At 56.6% G+C, this 19,809-nt stretch carries 13 protein-coding genes, 3 tRNA genes, 3 rRNA genes and 1 pseudogene; 10 read left to right on the forward strand and 10 right to left on the reverse strand.

The genetic code is table 11. The features are described from left to right. Positions 1 to 25: 25 nt before the first annotated feature. Both tgt and queA read right to left on the reverse strand, forming a co-directional pair. Entirely contained in the window at positions 26 to 1,141 is a 1,116-nt protein-coding gene (tgt, locus tag ACEN8R_RS19130; protein ID WP_019651852.1) for a tRNA guanosine(34) transglycosylase Tgt, read from the reverse strand. A gap of 14 nt (positions 1,142 to 1,155) precedes the next feature. Continuing rightward, positions 1,156 to 2,205 (reverse strand): tRNA preQ1(34) S-adenosylmethionine ribosyltransferase-isomerase QueA, encoded by a 1,050-nt coding sequence (queA, locus tag ACEN8R_RS19135; protein ID WP_019651853.1) that lies wholly within the window; start codon positions 2,203 to 2,205, stop codon positions 1,156 to 1,158. A gap of 107 nt (positions 2,206 to 2,312) precedes the next feature. On the opposite strand from queA, the gene ACEN8R_RS19140 reads away from it, so the two are divergent. From ACEN8R_RS19140 to ACEN8R_RS19150, 3 genes are all read left to right on the forward strand, one after another. After that, a tRNA-Leu gene (locus tag ACEN8R_RS19140) sits at positions 2,313 to 2,397 on the forward strand. A 161-nt stretch (positions 2,398 to 2,558) separates the two neighbouring features. Continuing rightward, positions 2,559 to 2,888, forward strand: a complete 330-nt coding sequence (locus ACEN8R_RS19145) for a hypothetical protein (RefSeq protein WP_495624260.1) — start codon at positions 2,559 to 2,561, stop codon at positions 2,886 to 2,888. Continuing rightward, entirely contained in the window at positions 2,889 to 3,446 is a 558-nt protein-coding gene (locus ACEN8R_RS19150) for a hypothetical protein (RefSeq protein ID WP_258613154.1), read from the forward strand. Here ACEN8R_RS19150 and ACEN8R_RS19155 read toward each other — a convergent pair. Then, the gene (locus ACEN8R_RS19155; protein WP_230139360.1) at positions 3,443 to 4,192 is read right to left on the reverse strand and encodes a tetratricopeptide repeat protein; all 750 of its coding nucleotides are present in this window, start codon (positions 4,190 to 4,192) and stop codon (positions 3,443 to 3,445) included. The two genes, ACEN8R_RS19150 and ACEN8R_RS19155, sit on opposite strands and share 4 nt — an antisense overlap. Before the next feature lie 129 nt (positions 4,193 to 4,321). Here ACEN8R_RS19155 and ACEN8R_RS19160 point away from each other — a divergent pair. The 6 genes and pseudogenes from ACEN8R_RS19160 to ACEN8R_RS19185 form a co-directional block, all read left to right on the forward strand. After that, positions 4,322 to 4,450 (forward strand): annotated as a pseudogene (locus tag ACEN8R_RS19160) (DUF3077 domain-containing protein); the annotation flags it as partial. Positions 4,451 to 5,111: 661 nt separating this feature from the next. Next, the gene (locus ACEN8R_RS19165; RefSeq protein WP_018926718.1) at positions 5,112 to 5,588 is read left to right on the forward strand and encodes a formate dehydrogenase subunit gamma; all 477 of its coding nucleotides are present in this window, start codon (positions 5,112 to 5,114) and stop codon (positions 5,586 to 5,588) included. Beyond that, on the forward strand, positions 5,585 to 7,147 hold the full coding sequence (locus ACEN8R_RS19170) for a formate dehydrogenase beta subunit (RefSeq protein ID WP_495624261.1): 1,563 nt from the start codon (positions 5,585 to 5,587) through the stop codon (positions 7,145 to 7,147). Before ACEN8R_RS19165 ends, ACEN8R_RS19170 begins: the two co-directional genes overlap by 4 nt. After that, the gene (fdhF, locus tag ACEN8R_RS19175; RefSeq protein WP_019581640.1) at positions 7,144 to 10,032 is read left to right on the forward strand and encodes a formate dehydrogenase subunit alpha; all 2,889 of its coding nucleotides are present in this window, start codon (positions 7,144 to 7,146) and stop codon (positions 10,030 to 10,032) included. The genes ACEN8R_RS19170 and fdhF overlap by 4 nt, the downstream gene beginning before the upstream one ends. Continuing rightward, positions 10,029 to 10,250, forward strand: a complete 222-nt coding sequence (locus tag ACEN8R_RS19180) for a formate dehydrogenase subunit delta (RefSeq protein ID WP_018926721.1) — start codon at positions 10,029 to 10,031, stop codon at positions 10,248 to 10,250. The genes fdhF and ACEN8R_RS19180 overlap by 4 nt, the downstream gene beginning before the upstream one ends. A gap of 229 nt (positions 10,251 to 10,479) precedes the next feature. Further along, on the forward strand, positions 10,480 to 10,863 hold the full coding sequence (locus tag ACEN8R_RS19185; protein WP_018926722.1) for a hypothetical protein: 384 nt from the start codon (positions 10,480 to 10,482) through the stop codon (positions 10,861 to 10,863). Between the two features lie 92 nt (positions 10,864 to 10,955). On the opposite strand, the gene ACEN8R_RS19190 is transcribed toward ACEN8R_RS19185, so the two are convergent. The 7 genes from ACEN8R_RS19190 to ACEN8R_RS19220 all read right to left on the reverse strand — a co-directional run bounded on the left by ACEN8R_RS19190 (position 10,956) and on the right by ACEN8R_RS19220 (position 17,366). After that, positions 10,956 to 11,309, reverse strand: a complete 354-nt coding sequence (locus ACEN8R_RS19190; protein ID WP_064616227.1) for a gamma-glutamylcyclotransferase family protein — start codon at positions 11,307 to 11,309, stop codon at positions 10,956 to 10,958. 13 nt (positions 11,310 to 11,322) lie between these two features. Continuing rightward, positions 11,323 to 11,988 carry a M24 family metallopeptidase gene (locus ACEN8R_RS19195; protein WP_018926724.1) on the reverse strand — a complete coding sequence of 222 codons (666 nt, stop codon included), beginning with the start codon at positions 11,986 to 11,988 and terminating at the stop codon, positions 11,323 to 11,325. A 153-nt stretch (positions 11,989 to 12,141) separates the two neighbouring features. Continuing rightward, a 5S ribosomal RNA gene (gene rrf, locus ACEN8R_RS19200) occupies positions 12,142 to 12,257 on the reverse strand. Positions 12,258 to 12,425: 168 nt separating this feature from the next. Continuing rightward, positions 12,426 to 15,317, reverse strand: a 23S ribosomal RNA gene (locus ACEN8R_RS19205). A gap of 246 nt (positions 15,318 to 15,563) precedes the next feature. Further along, positions 15,564 to 15,639 (reverse strand) — tRNA-Ala (locus tag ACEN8R_RS19210). A 29-nt stretch (positions 15,640 to 15,668) separates the two neighbouring features. Continuing rightward, positions 15,669 to 15,745: transfer RNA gene (locus tag ACEN8R_RS19215), tRNA-Ile, on the reverse strand. 82 nt (positions 15,746 to 15,827) lie between these two features. Then, positions 15,828 to 17,366 (reverse strand): 16S ribosomal RNA (locus ACEN8R_RS19220). The 16S, 23S and 5S rRNA genes sit together here with 2 tRNA genes alongside, the layout of an rRNA operon. Before the next feature lie 498 nt (positions 17,367 to 17,864). Between ACEN8R_RS19220 and ACEN8R_RS19225 the strand changes: the two genes are divergently transcribed. Beyond that, positions 17,865 to 19,802, forward strand: coding sequence for an alkaline phosphatase D family protein (locus tag ACEN8R_RS19225; RefSeq protein ID WP_026286731.1), 1,938 nt, complete (start codon positions 17,865 to 17,867; stop codon positions 19,800 to 19,802). Positions 19,803 to 19,809 lie beyond the last annotated feature (7 nt).

Genomic DNA, 19,809 nt, shown 5'->3' on the forward strand with positions numbered 1-19,809 from the left:
ATGTTGAATCTTGGGGTCAGAAAACTCAGTCCAAAGGCGGAACAGGCAACCCGCGTTTGGCGTAGAAGGCATCGACAAAGGCGGCCAATGTACCCTGTTGAATAGCCTCGCGCAAACCAGCCATAAGCACTTGATAATGGCGCAAGTTATGGATGGTATTGAGCATGCTTCCCAGCATTTCGCCGCACTTGTCCAGGTGATGCAGATAAGCGCGGGAGAAGTTCTGGCAGGTATAGCAATCGCAGGTCGGATCCAGCGGCGAATCATCATGGCGATGGAACGCGTTACGGATCTTCAGCACGCCTGTATCAATGAACAGATGCCCGTTGCGGGCATTACGGGTTGGCATCACGCAATCGAACATGTCCACACCGCGGCGCACACCCTCAACCAGATCTTCCGGTTTGCCAACGCCCATAAGGTAACGAGGTTTGTCAGCCGGCATCTGACCCGGCAGGTAATCGAGCACCTTGATCATCTCGTGCTTGGGCTCGCCCACCGACAGACCGCCGATGGCCAGGCCGTCGAAGCCGATCTTGTCGAGGCCTTCCAGGGAGCGCATGCGCAGATCCTGGTGCATGCCGCCCTGCACGATGCCGAACAACGCCGCCGTGTTGTCGCCATGTGCATTCTTCGAACGCTGAGCCCAGCGCAACGACAGCTCCATCGATACGCGAGCGACGTCTTCGTCGGCCGGGTACGGGGTACATTCGTCGAAGATCATCACGATGTCCGAGCCCAGGTCACGCTGGACCTGCATCGACTCTTCCGGCCCCATGAACACTTTGGCGCCGTCGACCGGAGAGGCGAAGGTCACGCCCTCCTCCTTGATCTTGCGCATGGCGCCCAGGCTGAACACCTGGAAACCGCCGGAGTCGGTCAGGATCGGGCCTTTCCACTGCATGAAATCGTGCAGGTCGCCGTGCTTCTTGATCACTTCGGTGCCAGGACGCAGCCACAAGTGGAAAGTGTTGCCCAGAATGATTTCCGCGCCGGTGGCGACGATATCCCGTGGCAGCATGCCCTTGACCGTACCGTACGTGCCCACCGGCATGAACGCCGGGGTCTCGACGGTACCGCGCGGGAAGGTCAAACGACCGCGACGCGCCTTGCCGTCAGTAGCAAGCAACTCAAACGACATACGACTTTGGCGACTCATTCTTTGTCCTCAGGGCCACGTGGTGCGGGATTACGGGTGATAAACATCGCATCACCGTAGCTGAAAAAGCGGTATTCGTTGTCGACGGCGGCTTTATAGGCGGCCATGGTCTCGGGATAACCGGCGAACGCCGAAACCAGCATCAACAGTGTGGATTCGGGCAAATGGAAGTTGGTGACCAGAGCATCGACCACATGAAACGGCCGGCCCGGGTAGATAAAGATATCGGTGTCGCCACTGAATGGCTTGAGCACGCCATCACGCGCGGCACTTTCCAGGGAACGCACGCTGGTGGTCCCCACGGCCACCACACGACCGCCGCGAGCGCGGCAGGCCGCAACGGCATCGACCACGTCCTGGCCGACTTCCAGCCATTCGCTGTGCATGTGGTGATCTTCGATCTTCTCCACGCGCACCGGCTGGAACGTGCCCGCGCCAACGTGCAAGGTCACGAATGCGGTCTCGATGCCCTTGGCGGCAATCGCCTCCATCAGCGGCTGATCAAAATGCAGCCCCGCCGTCGGCGCCGCCACCGCACCCAGGCGCTGGGCGTACACCGTCTGATAACGCTCGCGGTCCGAGCCTTCATCCGGGCGATCTATATAAGGAGGCAACGGCATGTGCCCGACGCGGTCGAGCAGCGGCAACACCTCTTCGGCAAACCCCAGTTCGAACAACGCATCGTGACGCGCCAGCATCTCGGCCTCGCCACCGCCGTCGATCAAAATCTTCGAGCCGGGCTTGGGCGACTTGCTGGAGCGCACATGGGCCAGCACGCGATGACTGTCGAGCACCCGCTCCACCAGAATTTCCAGCTTGCCGCCGGAAGCTTTCTGGCCAAACAGCCGCGCCGGAATCACCCGGGTATTGTTGAACACCATCAAATCGCCTGGGCGCAAATGCTCAAGCAAATCAGTGAATTGACGGTGTGCCAGGGCGCCGCTGACCCCATCCAGGGTCAACAGGCGACTACCGCGACGCTCGGCCAAAGGATGGCGAGCAATCAGCGAATCAGGGAGCTCGAAGGTAAAGTCAGCAACGCGCATGATGGGGTTCGTCTAGCAGGGCCGGGAAGTCTAGCGGAAATATCAAAAATTCTCCATGTACCTGATTGACCAGCGGTATTCACCTCTCTATACTTCGCCGCCATTGAGCCCTGATGGCGGAATTGGTAGACGCGGCGGATTCAAAATCCGTTTTCGAAAGGAGTGGGAGTTCGAGTCTCCCTCGGGGCACCAAAATTAAGAAAGGTCTTGCTTTGCAAGGCCTTTTTTTTCGCCTGTAGAAAAGCCATTGCCCGCACCGCTGTCGTGTAGGGGCCGCCGAAGGTTGCGATCTTTTGATCTTGCTTCTCTTAGCACGTCCCGCACCGGCGGAACATTTCACAAGGATTCCCACCATGGAATTGCAGCTGGAAAGCGTCGCCCTCTTCTCCCTGAAACTGGCTTACGAGACGGATGATTCAAGTCCGATTTTGCGTGATGATCTGGTCATGGGTGATTACCAGCGGGATGTGTTTGAGTTGCTGGTGCGGCGAGGGGATGTCGAGACCATTAAGGTCAAAGTGGCTGAATGCGTAGGTCTGGCGCTTGAGGCGATAGGTGGAGTTGGTACGGCGCTGGGTCGAGAACTAGATAGATTGTCAGGAGATTTCAGCGCTGCGCAGACGATGGAACAGCTTGATACACCGCTCATTGCCCTTAAGGAATACTTGAAAGATATTCAGTGAATGAAAATGCAGTGTGCAAACCAGGCGTTTCCGGCTTTTCTTAAACAAGAGGCAGAGGCTCTCGACCAGGTTATAGGGCTGCTCTGCCAGGCGCGTGTGGAAATGCATCGATTCATAGAGGTCAGAGTCGGTGAGGAGGAGTTGATCATTCCCTACCGGATTTATGACCTAGGTTATGAGACAGCCTTTGACTACTTGAGTGAAACCCAGAGCCTTTTGTACTCGTGCCTTCTGACACGGCACCACGATGGTCATGTGCGCCAACGTCAATTGGAACGGATTCTCTCAGTGCATGCCCCCTGGATTGTCCCGTTCGTGTTGCAACTGACAGGCGAGTACGTCATCCAGATTCTAGAAACCGTTGAAGCGCACCTACCCAAGTTCGATCCGGCGCTTTACGGTCGTTTTATTCGGGACAATCAGGCGTACTTTCAAACGACGCAAGCACGCATGATCAGTTACTGGAATTGCTACTACCGACACTCGTACAAATGCCAGTCCGACTATGTAGGGTTTCGGCTGTTTACCAAATTTCGCGAATTTCAAGAAAGCTGCTAGAACTCAACCCTGTTATAAACGCCTTCAGCTCCCACATTATGACCAAAGCCGCACCACTCACCTGCCGTGCGCTTTACAGTGAGCAGATCTTTTTTAATGTCGAAGTCGTATACGCAGTCGCCTTCGTCATCTCCGCTCATGGCGTATTTAGCCTTGCCATTATCAACCTCTAATACCGTTGAAAACTCACCTATATTGGGACCGTAGTACATCGCCATCAGGCCAGTGTAATAACCCTGAAAATCAACTTTGTATTTCTGACCCTGCGGCTTGATAGTCATGGTGCTCCATAACGACGCCCCGGCATATTGCCAATATTGTCCTTCTGATTTAGCAGACAGTTTTTCTACCGAGTTTTTTATATCGCCACTGAATTTTTCAAGATTGAAAATCGACTTTTTGTCGTTTGGAAGAATATTCAGCCATGCCCGGGCCTTAAGGTAATTGCCTTCGTGTACATAGGTGAGAGCGACGTTATTGTAGGCCATCGCAACTGCCTCTTCGCCCAGCTGACAACTTTCCGACCAGCCGACCTGACGCTCGTATTGCTCCCGAGCCTTGGCGTATTGCTTAAGCTTGTAATACTTTCCGCCCTCGGCGGAGTATTCACTAATTTTAAGACAGTTAGCCGTCGCCTCCTCCTCAGTAATGTCCGCATGAGCAAAAAGCGGGGTAATAAAAAGCAGTATGATCGCGTCAATTTTTATAAAGCGGCGCGCTGAAGGATAGAAGTACTGAATGTCCATATTATTTTTCCTGTTTAAAGCTTAAATTCCAAACGGCGCAAAGGGTAGCGTTATCATGCGGGAGAAACAATTGCATAAAAAGGGGACAGTCCATCTGACGGCAGTGACATTTTTTGCGATGCCTGAAGCCGCCATGCCTGGGCTGCGCATTATTTGACGGCGATGAGTAAGGCGGTGGTTGATGATGCGGTGAAGGTGCTTGCGCGGGATCGAGATTCTGCGCCGGCACCTGAGCGGGCGGCGACATCTGAAGGGTAGTGGCTGGAGAATGGCGGGATGGTTTTGATGCCGGTGGGTGACCGGTATGACGCCTGTGGGAGTGAGCTGCTTGGGATGGTGGCCGGGCATCAGTATTGATGTTGGCTGAGCTGGCGCTTTCGCGAGCAAGCTTCGCTCCTACAGGGGTTGCGGTTGTCTGACAGGGATTGTTAGCCCCGAGCTTTTCGGGGCTTTTAGTTGATCAGATCAAAGCGGGGCTTTTTATCCAGCGTGAATGTTTATAGGGCCTTTGGTTTACAGCGCAATAAATCAACGCAACTGCTCCCTGGAATTGCCCACGGATCTGATGCTGTTTCTTACCTGTGATGCTTGATATATATCAGGCATCGACAGGCCCTCAGGGCATTAGGTCAGTGAGCGAACGCCCCACGCCCCGCTCATCTAGACTTAATGGATAGTCGTAGGCAGAACCGAACACGTCGCTTTGGTGCGGATGATTCAAAGGCGGCGTGGCAAGCTGCGTGATATGCCTGAAGAGGTGCGGCAAAGACCGCGCCGGGCACAACAAGATGCCCACTCAGGGTGCCCTGGCCAACGGTCTGAAAATGCCACGAAACCGTGACGTGGTGTGAACGCCGCAGCCGACACTTTCGGACGACCGACAACCGCCTGGTTTGTCCGTGACCGTGAGGAATGCTGTATGTCTGATGAGATGTTGCACCTGCCTATGGTCAACAGCCTGCTGGAGCGCCACAAGGGTTTGCCCGGCGCATTGTTGCCGATCCTTCATGAAATTCAGGAGGGCATCGGTTACATCCCCGATGCCGCCGTTCCCGAGATTGCCCACGCCCTTAACCTGAGTCAGGCTGAGGTTCGTGGGGTGATCAGCTTCTACCATGACTTCCGCACCGCGCCTCCGGCCCGGCATATCCTGCGTCTGTGCCGGGCCGAGTCCTGCCAGAGCCGCGGCGCCGAGCAGCTCGCGGCGCAATTGCGCGACCGCCTGCAACTGGACGACCACGGCAGCAGTGCCGACGGCAACATCAGTCTGCGCCCGGTGTATTGCCTCGGCGCCTGCGCCTGCTCACCTGCCCTGGAGCTGGATGGTCAGGTGCATGCGCGGCTCACTGCCGAACGCCTGGATGCCCTGCTCAACGCTTGCCAGGAGGACGCATGATGCCGACGCTTTATCTGCCCTGTGATTCTCTTGCCCGTGCCGTAGGCGCCGATGAGGTGGCCGTGGCCCTGACCACTCAGGCCCGGGAGCGCGGTCTGCCGCTGGACTTGCAACGCACCAGCTCGCGCGGCCTGTACTGGCTGGAACCGCTGCTGGAAGTGGACAGCCCGCAAGGTCGTATCGGCTTCGGCCCGCTGACCGCTGCCGATGTGCCGTCCGTGCTTGATGCGCTGCAAGGCGAGCCGTCCGCTCATCCGCTGGCCTTGGGGCTGGTGGAGGAGTTGCCTTATCTGAAGAGCCAACAACGCCTGCTGTTCGCCCGCGCCGGCATTACCCGGCCGTTGTCCCTGGAGGATTACCGGGCTCACGGAGGCTTCGAGGGCTTGACCCAGGCCATCGCCTTGGGCGGCGAGCAGACCGCGACTGCAGTATTCGATTCGGGTCTGCGTGGCCGTGGCGGCGCGGCTTTCCCGGCCGGGATCAAATGGCGCACGGTGCGCGCCACCCAAGCGGCGCAGAAATACATTGTGTGCAACGCCGACGAAGGCGACTCCGGCACCTTCGCCGACCGTATGCTGATGGAAGGCGACCCCTTCCTGCTGATCGAAGGCATGGCCATTGCCGGCATCACCGTCGGCGCCAGCTACGGCTACATCTATGTGCGCTCGGAATATCCACAGGCCGTGGCCACCTTGCGCGAGGCGCTGGACATCGCCCGGGCCGCCGGTTACCTCGGCGCCAATGTCGGCGGCAGCGGATTGGCCTTCGACATGGAAGTGCGGGTCGGTGCCGGCGCTTACATCTGCGGTGAGGAAACCGCGCTGCTGGACTCCCTCGAAGGCAAGCGCGGGATCGTCCGCGCCAAGCCGCCGATCCCCGCGCTGCAGGGCCTGTTCGGCCTGCCGACCCTGGTGCACAACGTGCTGACGCTGGCCTCGGTGCCAATGATTATGGCCAAGGGCGCGCAGTTCTATCGCGATTACGGCATGGGCCGTTCCCTGGGCACCATGCCCTTCCAGCTGGCGGGCAATATTCGTCACGGCGGTCTGGTGGAACGGGCCTTTGGCCTGACCCTGCGGGAATTGGTGGAAGACTACGGCGGCGGGACCGCCAGTGGCCGGCCGCTGAAGGCCGCGCAGGTTGGCGGCCCTCTCGGTGCGTGGGTGCCACCCTCGCAATTCGATACGCCGCTGGATTACGAAGCCTTCGCCGCCATGGGCGCGATGCTCGGCCACGGTGGTGTGGTGGTGGCTGATGACACGTTGGACATGGCCCACATGGCGCGCTTCGCCATGCAGTTTTGTGCCGAGGAATCCTGTGGCAAATGCACACCGTGCCGTATCGGCTCGACCCGGGGCGTTGAGGTGATAGACCGCCTGCTGGCTGCGCCTGACCAGAACGGTCGCGATGAGCAGGCGATCATCCTCAAGGACCTGTGCGACACAATGCAATACGGTTCGCTGTGCGCGTTGGGCGGCATGACCTCCTATCCGGTCGTCAGCGCCCTCAAGCACTTCCCCGCCGACTTCGGTCTGCAAGCCTCGGAGGCCGAGCAATGATCACTGTATTCGACCCGAAAACCGATATGGATCTGGGTACCCCGGCCCGCGAAAGCCAGGTGCAAGTCACCCTGAACATCGACGGCCAAAGCATCAGCGTGCCCGAAGGCACCTCGGTGATGCGCGCCGCCGCGTTGCTGGGCACCACCATCCCCAAACTGTGCGCCACCGACAGCCTGGAAGCCTTTGGCTCCTGCCGCATGTGTCTGGTGGAGATCGACGGCATGCGCGGCTACCCCGCATCCTGCACCACGCCGGTCAGCGAAGGCATGACCGTGCACACCCAGACGCCGAAGCTCGCGACCCTGCGCCGCAACGTCATGGAGCTGTACATCTCCGATCACCCGCTGGATTGCCTGACCTGCTCGGCCAACGGCAACTGCGAGCTGCAAACCGTCGCCGGCCAGGTCGGCCTGCGGGAAGTGCGTTACGGCTATGAGGGCGAGAACCATCTGGACGACGTGAAGGACACGTCCAACCCGTACTTCGACTACGACCCGAGCAAGTGCATCGTCTGCAACCGCTGCGTGCGCGCCTGCGAAGAAACCCAGGGTACGTTTGCCCTGACCATTACCGGGCGCGGGTTCGAATCCCGGGTCGCGGCCGCCGGTGGCGAGGACTTCCTCGACTCGGAATGCGTGTCCTGCGGCGCCTGTGTGCAAGCCTGCCCGACCGCGACACTGATGGAAAAAAGTGTGGTCGAACTGGGTCAGCCCGAACATAGCGTCATCACCACCTGCGCCTATTGCGGCGTGGGCTGTTCGTTCCGCGCCGAGATGAAAGGCGACCAACTGGTGCGCATGGTTCCGGACAAAAACGGCCAAGCCAACCACGGCCACTCCTGCGTCAAGGGGCGCTTTGCCTGGGGCTACGCGACTCACCCGGATCGCATCACCAAGCCGATGATCCGCAAGTCCATTAACGACCCTTGGCAGGAAGTCAGCTGGGATGAAGCGGTGACTTACGCCGCCAGCGAATTCCGCCGGTTGCAGCAAAAATACGGCCGCGATTCCATTGGTGGCATCACCTCCAGCCGTTGCACCAACGAAGAAACCTACCTGGTGCAAAAACTGGTGCGCGCCGCGTTCGGCAACAACAACGTCGACACCTGTGCGCGGGTCTGCCACTCGCCGACCGGCTATGGCCTGAAACAAACCCTGGGCGAGTCCGCCGGCACACAGAGTTTCGACTCGGTGATGCAGGCTGACGTGATCCTGGTGATGGGTGCCAACCCCAGCGACGCTCACCCGGTGTTCGCCTCCCAGCTCAAGCGCCGTCTGCGTGAAGGCGCGCGACTGATCGTCATCGACCCACGCCGTATTGACCTGGTGGACACGGTGCATGCCCGCGCCGAACTGCACTTGGCCCTGCGTCCGGGCACCAACGTCGCCATGCTCAACGCCCTGGCCCACGTCATCGTCACCGAAGGCTTGCTCAACCAGGCCTTTATCGACGCCCGTTGCGAAGGCAACGATTTCGCCCACTGGAAAGAGTTCGTCAGCCGAGCGGAAAACTCGCCGGAAGCCCTTGGCCCTGTCTGCGGCGTAGAACCTGCCGATATCCGTGCCGCTGCGCGCTTGTATGCCACCGGCGGCAACGCGGCGATCTATTACGGCCTGGGCGTCACCGAGCACAGCCAGGGCAGTACCGCGGTCATGGGCATTGCCAACCTGGCCATGGCCACCGGCAACATCGGTCGAGAAGGCGTGGGCGTGAACCCGTTGCGTGGGCAGAACAACGTTCAGGGCTCCTGCGACATGGGCTCCTTCCCCCACGAACTGCCCGGTTACCGTCACGTCTCCAACGAGGTGGTACGGACGCAGTTCGAACAGGCCTGGAACGTCACCCTGCAACCCGATCCGGGCCTGCGCATTCCCAACATGTTCGAGTCTGCACTGGCCGGCAGCTTCAAGGGCCTGTACTGCCAGGGCGAAGACATCGCCCAGAGCGACCCCAACACCCAACACGTCACCGCGGCGCTGTCGGCCATGGAATGCATCGTGGTGCAGGACATTTTCCTCAACGAAACCGCCAAGTTCGCCCATGTGTTCCTGCCGGGCGCCTCGTTCCTGGAAAAAGACGGCACCTTCACCAACGCCGAGCGGCGCATCTCCCGGGTACGCAAGGTCATGGAGCCTCTGGGCGGCAAGGCCGACTGGGAAGGCACCGTGGCTCTGGCTAACGCCCTGGGCTATCCGATGAACTACAAGCATCCGTCGGAAATCATGGATGAAATCGCCAGCCTGACGCCGACCTTCACCAACGTCAGCTACGCCGCACTGGATAGTCACGGCAGCCTGCAATGGCCGTGCAACGCCGCGGCACCGGACGGCACCCCAACCATGCACATTGAGGAATTCGTGCGTGGCAAGGGGCGCTTCATGCTCACCGGCTACGTGCCGACCGAGGAAAAGGTCAACAGTCGCTATCCGCTGCTGCTGACCACCGGACGCATCCTCAGCCAGTACAACGTCGGCGCCCAGACCCGGCGTACTGAAAACGTCGCCTGGCACGACGAAGACCGCCTGGAAATCCACCCGACCGACGCCGAGAGCCGTGGGATCAACGAAGGCGATTGGGTCGGCATCGGCAGCCGCGCCGGCCAGACCGTACTGCGGGCACGAGTCACCGAACGGGTTGCCCCGGGCGTGGTGTACACCACCTTCCACTTCCCTGAGTCGGGTGCCAACGTGATCACCACCGACAACTCCGACTGGGCGACCAACTGTCCGGAGTACAAGGTCACCGCCGTGGAGGTCAGCCGCGTCTATCACCCTTCCGAGTGGCAAAAACGCTATCAGGCATTCAGCGACGAACAACAACGCCTGCTCAACGAACGTCGCCATGAACGCAGCGCCGGGACAAAAGCCGAGGTACGCCGATGAGTACGGAAAACCTGATCAAGATGGTCAACCAGATCGCCCAATACTTTGCCAGCGAACCGGATCAGCAACAGGCCGTGCTCGGCGTGCGCAATCATCTGCAGATGTACTGGACGCCCGGCATGCGCAAGGAGTTGCTGGCCTGGCAGACGACGCATCAGGGAGCAGACTTGCACCCGCTGGCGCAGGCGGCGGTTAGTGGCGCGGGCTGGGAGGCTTAGGTTTACAGATCCCTTGGCCTGTTGAGACGGGCCAAGGGAGCGTTCCAGCGTTTTTAACGTCGACCCTGTATTCAATGAGTGACGGAGTCAAACGCAGCCAAAATCCACATCAATCAGCAACATCCTTCGGCATAACCCCATCGGTTTGATATCGTGTTGCCATCGCCTCATCTCATCAAAGATGACCAATGGCGGTTTCAGGGTTATTGCGAACAAGGAAAAGGATTGAATGCTGCTAATTGGCGTATTGGTGTTCCTCGCTGCGACAGTGGGGATGTGGATTTGGGTGGTGAAGAACCGCGGAGCTGTGAATCTATGGCTCGCCAACCTGGCAGGTGCCGTGGGTAGTTTTATTGTCGGGATAGCGGTGCTGGTTTTGTTCAATAGATGGCTTGCCCCCGGAGAAGCCTCCTCAGCACGGATCGTTTTATACGTACTCTATACGTTGATGGCGGTTATGGGCGCCTTCGTCGGCACATGGCTCTTGGTGATTGCCAGACTCAAGCAGTCTGAACACCCCGCCTTCCGTCATTTGATTGCCGGGACGTGTAGTCTGTTGGCGGCAGCGATCACTTTGGTAGTGTGGTCAGTAATCCTCCTCCCCAGCAAATGAGTATCCCCCCAGGCAATTGCTGAACTTCAGCCTGGGCCTGCATGATCATCGCCGGCGAGAGTCCTTGCCCGTCGGCGTGAAACTTCCGGAAGTCAGGCTCGCACGTAGACCCAGGCACTGATGCCGGACTTGAGGGTCACACTGACGCGTTTGTAGTCCGCCACCTCGTATTCGTCGGCCGCGACCAGCTCTTGGGCCGTGATCTCGAAAACAGTGCCGGCGATCTCGTCCGACAGGTCGCCACTCTCCTGCACGATCGGATGATGGCTTTTCCCACTCGCCGCCAACACCGCCGGATCGGTTATCTCGACCAGGTTCTGCTTGTAACCTGGCAGGCTGTCCAGGCGCCCTTTCAACTCGCGCCCGAAGGTGGACAGCTGAACGGCCCGGTCCTGCAAAGTACCGTAGGAGAACAGCAGAACCGGTTGCTCTGTTTGGTTTGGCATGAGGTTTCCTTGATCAGATAAGCAAGTCTTCGTAGAACGCTCCGAAAGGGCGCTCAGGGTGGGCGATCTGGATTTCCAGAATCCACAGGCCGGTCGTTGGGCACTTGTCTAAATCCCCGAGGTCGCCACCACGGTGAATGGCATGAGGGAAATCGCTGACTCTGTGGCCCTTGATGTCCAGGTTGAGCTTCCACCCCATGGCTTGCGCCTGGTCGGCCGCATAGCGGTAAAGCTCCATGCCGGAAACCCGCTCGCTGCGCCAAAAGCCTTCGACCCGATTGAAAAGCTCCCGGGAGGCCGCAGCACAGGCGATCATTTCCGGGTCGGAACCGGTGGTGAACGTCGCCCCTGCATCACCTTCGTGCCCTTGCCAGACCGCGCCCATGTCGACGAAGAAAATATCTTCGTCACCCAACACAGGATCGCCATCGGAGCGTTGTTTGAACGTCTTGAGCGTATTGGCGCCAAAGCGGATCAGCAGCGGGTGCCAGATGCGATCCATGCCAAGTTCCGACAGAACCTGTTTACCCAGTGACTGGGCTTCGGACTCGCGCATGCCGGGAGAAACAACCCGGGCAATCTGTTCGATAGCCTTCCAGGTCATCTGCTGCGCATGGCGCATCGTTTCCAACGTGTAATGCTCGCCTACTGCTTCTTTACCGCTCAGGGCCGCTGTCATCGATCATTCCTTTTGTACGAATTCTCGCTATATATTTTCATATACTGCGATATTCGATAAAAAAGATATAGCCATGATCCAGGCTGAAGAAACTTTCCTGCGGACAAAACAAAACCCCTACCTGCATACGCAGATAGGGGTTTCGGAATTTAATCTTGACGATGACCTACTCTCACATGGGGAAACCCCACACTACCATCGGCGATGCATCGTTTCACTTCTGAGTTCGGGATGGGATCAGGTGGTTCCAATGCTCTATGGTCGTCAAGAAATTCGGGTACCGAACCGTCTTTCGACGCTTCAGCAAATTGGGTATGCGATAGTTTCTGCGGTTTTTGTGAATGCTTGCGAACTTTCGGTTCATTGCGTCTTCACACACCGCAATCTGGTGCCCTTTCGCTTTTCAGCTCGAAGCATACAAATTGCTTGGGTGTTATATGGTCAAGCCTCACGGGCAATTAGTATTGGTTAGCTCAACGCCTCACAGCGCTTACACACCCAACCTATCAACGTCGTAGTCTTCGACGGCCCTTCAGGGGACTCAAGGTCCCAGTGAGATCTCATCTTGAGGCTAGTTTCCCGCTTAGATGCTTTCAGCGGTTATCTATTCCGAACATAGCTACCCGGCAATGCCACTGGCGTGACAACCGGAACACCAGAGGTTCGTCCACTCCGGTCCTCTCGTACTAGGAGCAGCCCCTCTCAAATCTCAAACGTCCACGGCAGATAGGGACCGAACTGTCTCACGACGTTCTAAACCCAGCTCGCGTACCACTTTAAATGGCGAACAGCCATACCCTTGGGACCGGCTTCAGCCCCAGGATGTGATGAGCCGACATCGAGGTGCCAAACACCGCCGTCGATATGAACTCTTGGGCGGTATCAGCCTGTTATCCCCGGAGTACCTTTTATCCGTTGAGCGATGGCCCTTCCATACAGAACCACCGGATCACTAAGACCTACTTTCGTACCTGCTCGACGTGTCTGTCTCGCAGTCAAGCGCGCTTTTGCCTTTATACTCTACGACCGATTTCCGACCGGTCTGAGCGCACCTTCGTACTCCTCCGTTACTCTTTAGGAGGAGACCGCCCCAGTCAAACTACCCACCATACACTGTCCTCGATCCGGATAACGGACCTGAGTTAGAACCTCAAAGTTGCCAGGGTGGTATTTCAAGGATGGCTCCACGCGAACTGGCGTCCACGCTTCAAAGCCTCCCACCTATCCTACACAAGCAAATTCAAAGTCCAGTGCAAAGCTATAGTAAAGGTTCACGGGGTCTTTCCGTCTAGCCGCGGATACACTGCATCTTCACAGCGATTTCAATTTCACTGAGTCTCGGGTGGAGACAGCGCCGCCATCGTTACGCCATTCGTGCAGGTCGGAACTTACCCGACAAGGAATTTCGCTACCTTAGGACCGTTATAGTTACGGCCGCCGTTTACCGGGGCTTCGATCAAGAGCTTCGCGTTAGCTAACCCCATCAATTAACCTTCCGGCACCGGGCAGGCGTCACACCCTATACGTCCACTTTCGTGTTTGCAGAGTGCTGTGTTTTTAATAAACAGTCGCAGCGGCCTGGTATCTTCGACCGGCGTGGGCTTACGCAGCAAGTGCTTCACCCTCACCGGCGCACCTTCTCCCGAAGTTACGGTGCCATTTTGCCTAGTTCCTTCACCCGAGTTCTCTCAAGCGCCTTGGTATTCTCTACCCAACCACCTGTGTCGGTTTGGGGTACGGTTCCTGGTTACCTGAAGCTTAGAAGCTTTTCTTGGAAGCATGGCATCAACCACTTCGTGTTCTAAAAGAACACTCGTCATCAGCTCTCGGCCTTAGAATCCCGGATTTACCTAAGATTCCAGCCTACCACCTTAAACTTGGACAACCAACGCCAAGCTGGCCTAGCCTTCTCCGTCCCTCCATCGCAATAACCAGAAGTACAGGAATATTAACCTGTTTTCCATCGACTACGCTTTTCAGCCTCGCCTTAGGGACCGACTAACCCTGCGTCGATTAACGTTGCGCAGGAAACCTTGGTCTTTCGGCGTGGGTGTTTTTCACACCCATTGTCGTTACTCATGTCAGCATTCGCACTTCTGATACCTCCAGCAAGCTTCTCAACTCACCTTCACAGGCTTACAGAACGCTCCTCTACCGCATCACCTAAGTGATACCCGTAGCTTCGGTGTATGGTTTGAGCCCCGTTACATCTTCCGCGCAGGCCGACTCGACTAGTGAGCTATTACGCTTTCTTTAAAGGGTGGCTGCTTCTAAGCCAACCTCCTAGCTGTCTAAGCCTTCCCACATCGTTTCCCACTTAACCATAACTTTGGGACCTTAGCTGACGGTCTGGGTTGTTTCCCTTTTCACGACGGACGTTAGCACCCGCCGTGTGTCTCCCATGCTCGGCACTTGTAGGTATTCGGAGTTTGCATCGGTTTGGTAAGTCGGGATGACCCCCTAGCCGAAACAGTGCTCTACCCCCTACAGTGATACATGAGGCGCTACCTAAATAGCTTTCGAGGAGAACCAGCTATCTCCGAGCTTGATTAGCCTTTCACTCCGATCCACAGGTCATCCGCTAACTTTTCAACGGTAGTCGGTTCGGTCCTCCAGTCAGTGTTACCTAACCTTCAACCTGCCCATGGATAGATCGCCCGGTTTCGGGTCTATTCCCAGCGACTAGACGCCCTATTAAGACTCGCTTTCGCTACGCCTCCCCTATTCGGTTAAGCTCGCCACTGAAAATAAGTCGCTGACCCATTATACAAAAGGTACGCAGTCACCCAACAAAGTGGGCTCCCACTGCTTGTACGCATACGGTTTCAGGATCTATTTCACTCCCCTCTCCGGGGTTCTTTTCGCCTTTCCCTCACGGTACTAGTTCACTATCGGTCAGTCAGTAGTATTTAGCCTTGGAGGATGGTCCCCCCATATTCAGACAAAGTTTCTCGTGCTCCGTCCTACTCGATTTCATTGACAAGAGATTTTCGCGTACAGGGCTATCACCCACTATGGCCGCACTTTCCAGAGCGTTCCGCTAATCTCAAATCAACTTAAGGGCTAGTCCCCGTTCGCTCGCCACTACTAAGGGAATCTCGGTTGATTTCTTTTCCTCAGGGTACTTAGATGTTTCAGTTCCCCTGGTTCGCCTCTTGCACCTATGTATTCAGTACAAGATAACCATCTTATGATGGCTGGGTTCCCCCATTCAGACATCTCCGGATCAAAGTCTGTTTGCCGACTCCCCGAAGCTTTTCGCAGGCTACCACGTCTTTCATCGCCTCTGACTGCCAAGGCATCCACCGTATGCGCTTCTTCACTTGACCATATAACCCCAAGCAATCTGGTTATACTGTGAAGACGACATTCGCCGAAAATTCGCATGCTCAATTAAGAGCAACTCACAAATTTTACCTTAGCCTGATCCGTTACCAGTGAAAGTAACGTTCAGTCTATCTTTCTATCACATACCCAAATTTTTAAAGAACGATCTAGCCAAAGACTAGAAATCAACATTCACCATCATCACAATGGAATGCTCATTTCTAAGCTTTCAACAACAGAAGCAGTAGTGGTGGAGCCAAACGGGATCGAACCGTTGACCTCCTGCGTGCAAGGCAGGCGCTCTCCCAGCTGAGCTATGGCCCCGTATTTCTACAGGTATTCCCACACAAAATTGGTGGGTCTGGGCAGATTCGAACTGCCGACCTCACCCTTATCAGGGGTGCGCTCTAACCAACTGAGCTACAGACCCAATTTCGGGCTGCTTCGTATCGTCTTCTTCAATGAATCAAGCAATTCGTGTGGGAACTTATGGAGCAGCTGATGTCGTCGATTAAGGAGGTGATCCAGCCGCAGGTTCCCCTACGGCTACCTTGTTACGACTTCACCCCAGTCATGAATCACACCGTGGTAACCGTCCCCCCGAAGGTTAGACTAGCTACTTCTGGTGCAACCCACTCCCATGGTGTGACGGGCGGTGTGTACAAGGCCCGGGAACGTATTCACCGCGACATTCTGATTCGCGATTACTAGCGATTCCGACTTCACGCAGTCGAGTTGCAGACTGCGATCCGGACTACGATCGGTTTTATGGGATTAGCTCCACCTCGCGGCTTGGCAACCCTCTGTACCGACCATTGTAGCACGTGTGTAGCCCAGGCCGTAAGGGCCATGATGACTTGACGTCATCCCCACCTTCCTCCGGTTTGTCACCGGCAGTCTCCTTAGAGTGCCCACCATTACGTGCTGGTAACTAAGGACAAGGGTTGCGCTCGTTACGGGACTTAACCCAACATCTCACGACACGAGCTGACGACAGCCATGCAGCACCTGTCTCAATGTTCCCGAAGGCACCAATCCATCTCTGGAAAGTTCATTGGATGTCAAGGCCTGGTAAGGTTCTTCGCGTTGCTTCGAATTAAACCACATGCTCCACCGCTTGTGCGGGCCCCCGTCAATTCATTTGAGTTTTAACCTTGCGGCCGTACTCCCCAGGCGGTCAACTTAATGCGTTAGCTGCGCCACTAAGAGCTCAAGGCTCCCAACGGCTAGTTGACATCGTTTACGGCGTGGACTACCAGGGTATCTAATCCTGTTTGCTCCCCACGCTTTCGCACCTCAGTGTCAGTATCAGTCCAGGTGGTCGCCTTCGCCACTGGTGTTCCTTCCTATATCTACGCATTTCACCGCTACACAGGAAATTCCACCACCCTCTACCATACTCTAGCTCGACAGTTTTGAATGCAGTTCCCAGGTTGAGCCCGGGGATTTCACATCCAACTTAACGAACCACCTACGCGCGCTTTACGCCCAGTAATTCCGATTAACGCTTGCACCCTCTGTATTACCGCGGCTGCTGGCACAGAGTTAGCCGGTGCTTATTCTGTCGGTAACGTCAAAACAATTACGTATTAGGTAACTGCCCTTCCTCCCAACTTAAAGTGCTTTACAATCCGAAGACCTTCTTCACACACGCGGCATGGCTGGATCAGGCTTTCGCCCATTGTCCAATATTCCCCACTGCTGCCTCCCGTAGGAGTCTGGACCGTGTCTCAGTTCCAGTGTGACTGATCATCCTCTCAGACCAGTTACGGATCGTCGCCTTGGTGAGCCATTACCTCACCAACTAGCTAATCCGACCTAGGCTCATCTGATAGCGCAAGGCCCGAAGGTCCCCTGCTTTCTCCCGTAGGACGTATGCGGTATTAGCGTTCGTTTCCGAACGTTATCCCCCACTACCAGGCAGATTCCTAGGCATTACTCACCCGTCCGCCGCTCGCCACCAGGTACAAGTACCCGTGCTGCCGCTCGACTTGCATGTGTTAGGCCTGCCGCCAGCGTTCAATCTGAGCCATGATCAAACTCTTCAGTTCAAACATCTTTGGGTTTTTAAGAAACCCTAAACTTGGCTCAGCAATCGTTGGTTACATCTTTGATTTCTCGCGGAGTAACTTGTGATGCTGATAATCTTGTTGACTATCAGTCTGACTCCACAAGCACCCACACGAATTGCTTGATTCAGTTGTTAAAGAGCGGTTGGTTAAGATCTTTCGTCTCAACCGAGGCGCGCATTCTACAGCAGCCTCTGTTGCTGTCAAGCAGTAAATTTCAAATTTTCTTCATGAAATTCAACTACTTGCCGCCAACTCAGTTTCAAACTCCTCGTTAGCGGGAGGCGAATAATACAGTGTTTTATTTGGTGGTCAACCACCTGTTGTAATTATTTTTACCTAATCCATGCGGCTTAGGCGCAGTACCGACTTCTGCCTCATGAGCAGTCCAGGCTTTGCTTGCATTACCCGTCGACAAACCCGCCCTCTTTACCAGCTGCGCTATGATCGCGCCCCTCTGCGCCAGGATTCTTGAACGGGATGTCCATGTCTTTGCCACTAGCTGACGCTCATCAATCACTACCACCCGTACTCGTCGGCCCGTTATTGCGGCGCCTGGAACCTGCGCGGCTGGTGCTCTGGCTGGTCGGGTCGCGTGCGCTGGCGCTGACGCTGCGCCTGCAAGGCATCGATATCCGCCTCAATGCGGATCAATGCACGATCATTCCCGTCGGCACTCATGCCTTTATTCATCTAATCGATGTACCGCTGAACACCGCCCTGCCCTGCGACACGCTAATCGAGTACGACCTGCTGATCACCGAGGCGGATGGCGCTCCGTCGGGCATCGCCGAATGGGCACCTCACCTACTATATGGCGAAGCGCGCTGCCCGAACTTTGTGTTGCGCTCACAGATCGATCAGTTGCTGCATGGCTCCTGCCGTAAACCTCACCATCCGGCGGCCGATGGCTTGCTGTGTGTCGACCGGTTGCTCGCGTCAGAGCCGGACGCAAGCAAGCGTCCGGCTCTATTAATGATGAGCGGCGATCAGGTGTATGCGGATGATGTCGCGGGGCCAATGCTGCGTGCAATTCATGCCTTGATCGAACGCCTGGGGTTGTTCGACGAACACCTCGACGGCGCAGTGGTCAGCGACAGCGCCAAACTCTACGAACATCCGGCCAGTTACTACCATCGTGCGGATTTGTTACCAGCGCTTGAGAGCAACGAAACCCTGCGCGAGCGATTTTTCGGTGGCGTGCGTAAGCCGATTTTCACCAGCAGCAGCGCCGACAATCATTTGGTGACCTTCGCCGAAGTCATGGCCATGTACCTGCTGGTGTGGTCGCCAACGCCCTGGACGTTGATCGCGCCGCAACCACCGACACTGACGCCCGAACGACGCAAGCGTTATGCCCTGGAGCAGACGCGCATCGATGGGTTCAAGGCGGGGCTGGGTGGCGTCGCGCGAGCGATGGCGCATTTGCCATGCCTGATGATTTTCGATGACCACGATATTACCGATGACTGGAATCTTTCTGCGCAATGGGAGGAAACGGCCTACAACCATCCGTTCTCCAAGCGCATCATCGGCAACGCGCTGCTTGCTTATATGTTGTGTCAGGGTTGGGGCAACAACCCGGATGCGTTTGGCAACGTACTGGAAAAAACCCGCTTATTGAGCGTCACGGGGCAAGACCATCACCTCGACAGCGAGATCCAGGACGAATTGATCGATGAACTGCTGAGTTTTCAGCAGTGGCATTACGTGCTGCCCACCCGCCCGGCGCTGGTGGTGCTCGACACCCGCACCCGGCGCTGGCGTAGCGAGATGAATCTCAAGCAGCCGTCGGGCCTGCTGGACTGGGAAGCGCTCAGTGAGCTGCAACAGGAATTGCTCGATCATTCTTCGGCGATCATCGTCTCACCGGCGCCGATCTTCGGCGTCAAATTGATCGAAACCGTACAGCGCGTGTTCAGTTGGTGCGGTTACCCACTGCTGGTGGACGCCGAAAACTGGATGGCTCATCGCGGCGCGGCTCAGGTGATCCTGAACATTTTCCGACACTCCCGCACACCCGGTAACTACGTGGTGCTGTCCGGTGATGTGCATTATTCCTTCGTCTATGAAGTATTGATCCGACACCGCAAGGCCGGCCCGCGTATCTGGCAGATCACCAGCAGCGGCATCAAAAACGAATTCCCACCCGCCCTGCTCGAATGGTTCGACCGCCTCAACCGTTGGCTCTACTCGCCCCGCTCGCCCCTTAACTGGCTGACCAAACGCCGACGCATGCGCATTGTTCCGCACATCCCCGAACGCGCCGAAGCAGGGGAACGGTTGTGGAACTCGGCAGGAATTGGCCAAGTGTTCTTCAATGAAAAGGGCCAGCCACAGGATATTTATCAATTCAATGCGGATGGATCGCCGAAGACGCGAATGATCGCGCCAGAAATGTCCGAAACAGCCGACTGACTTCGCA

Source organism: Pseudomonas sp. Pseusp15 (genome assembly GCF_059492165.1).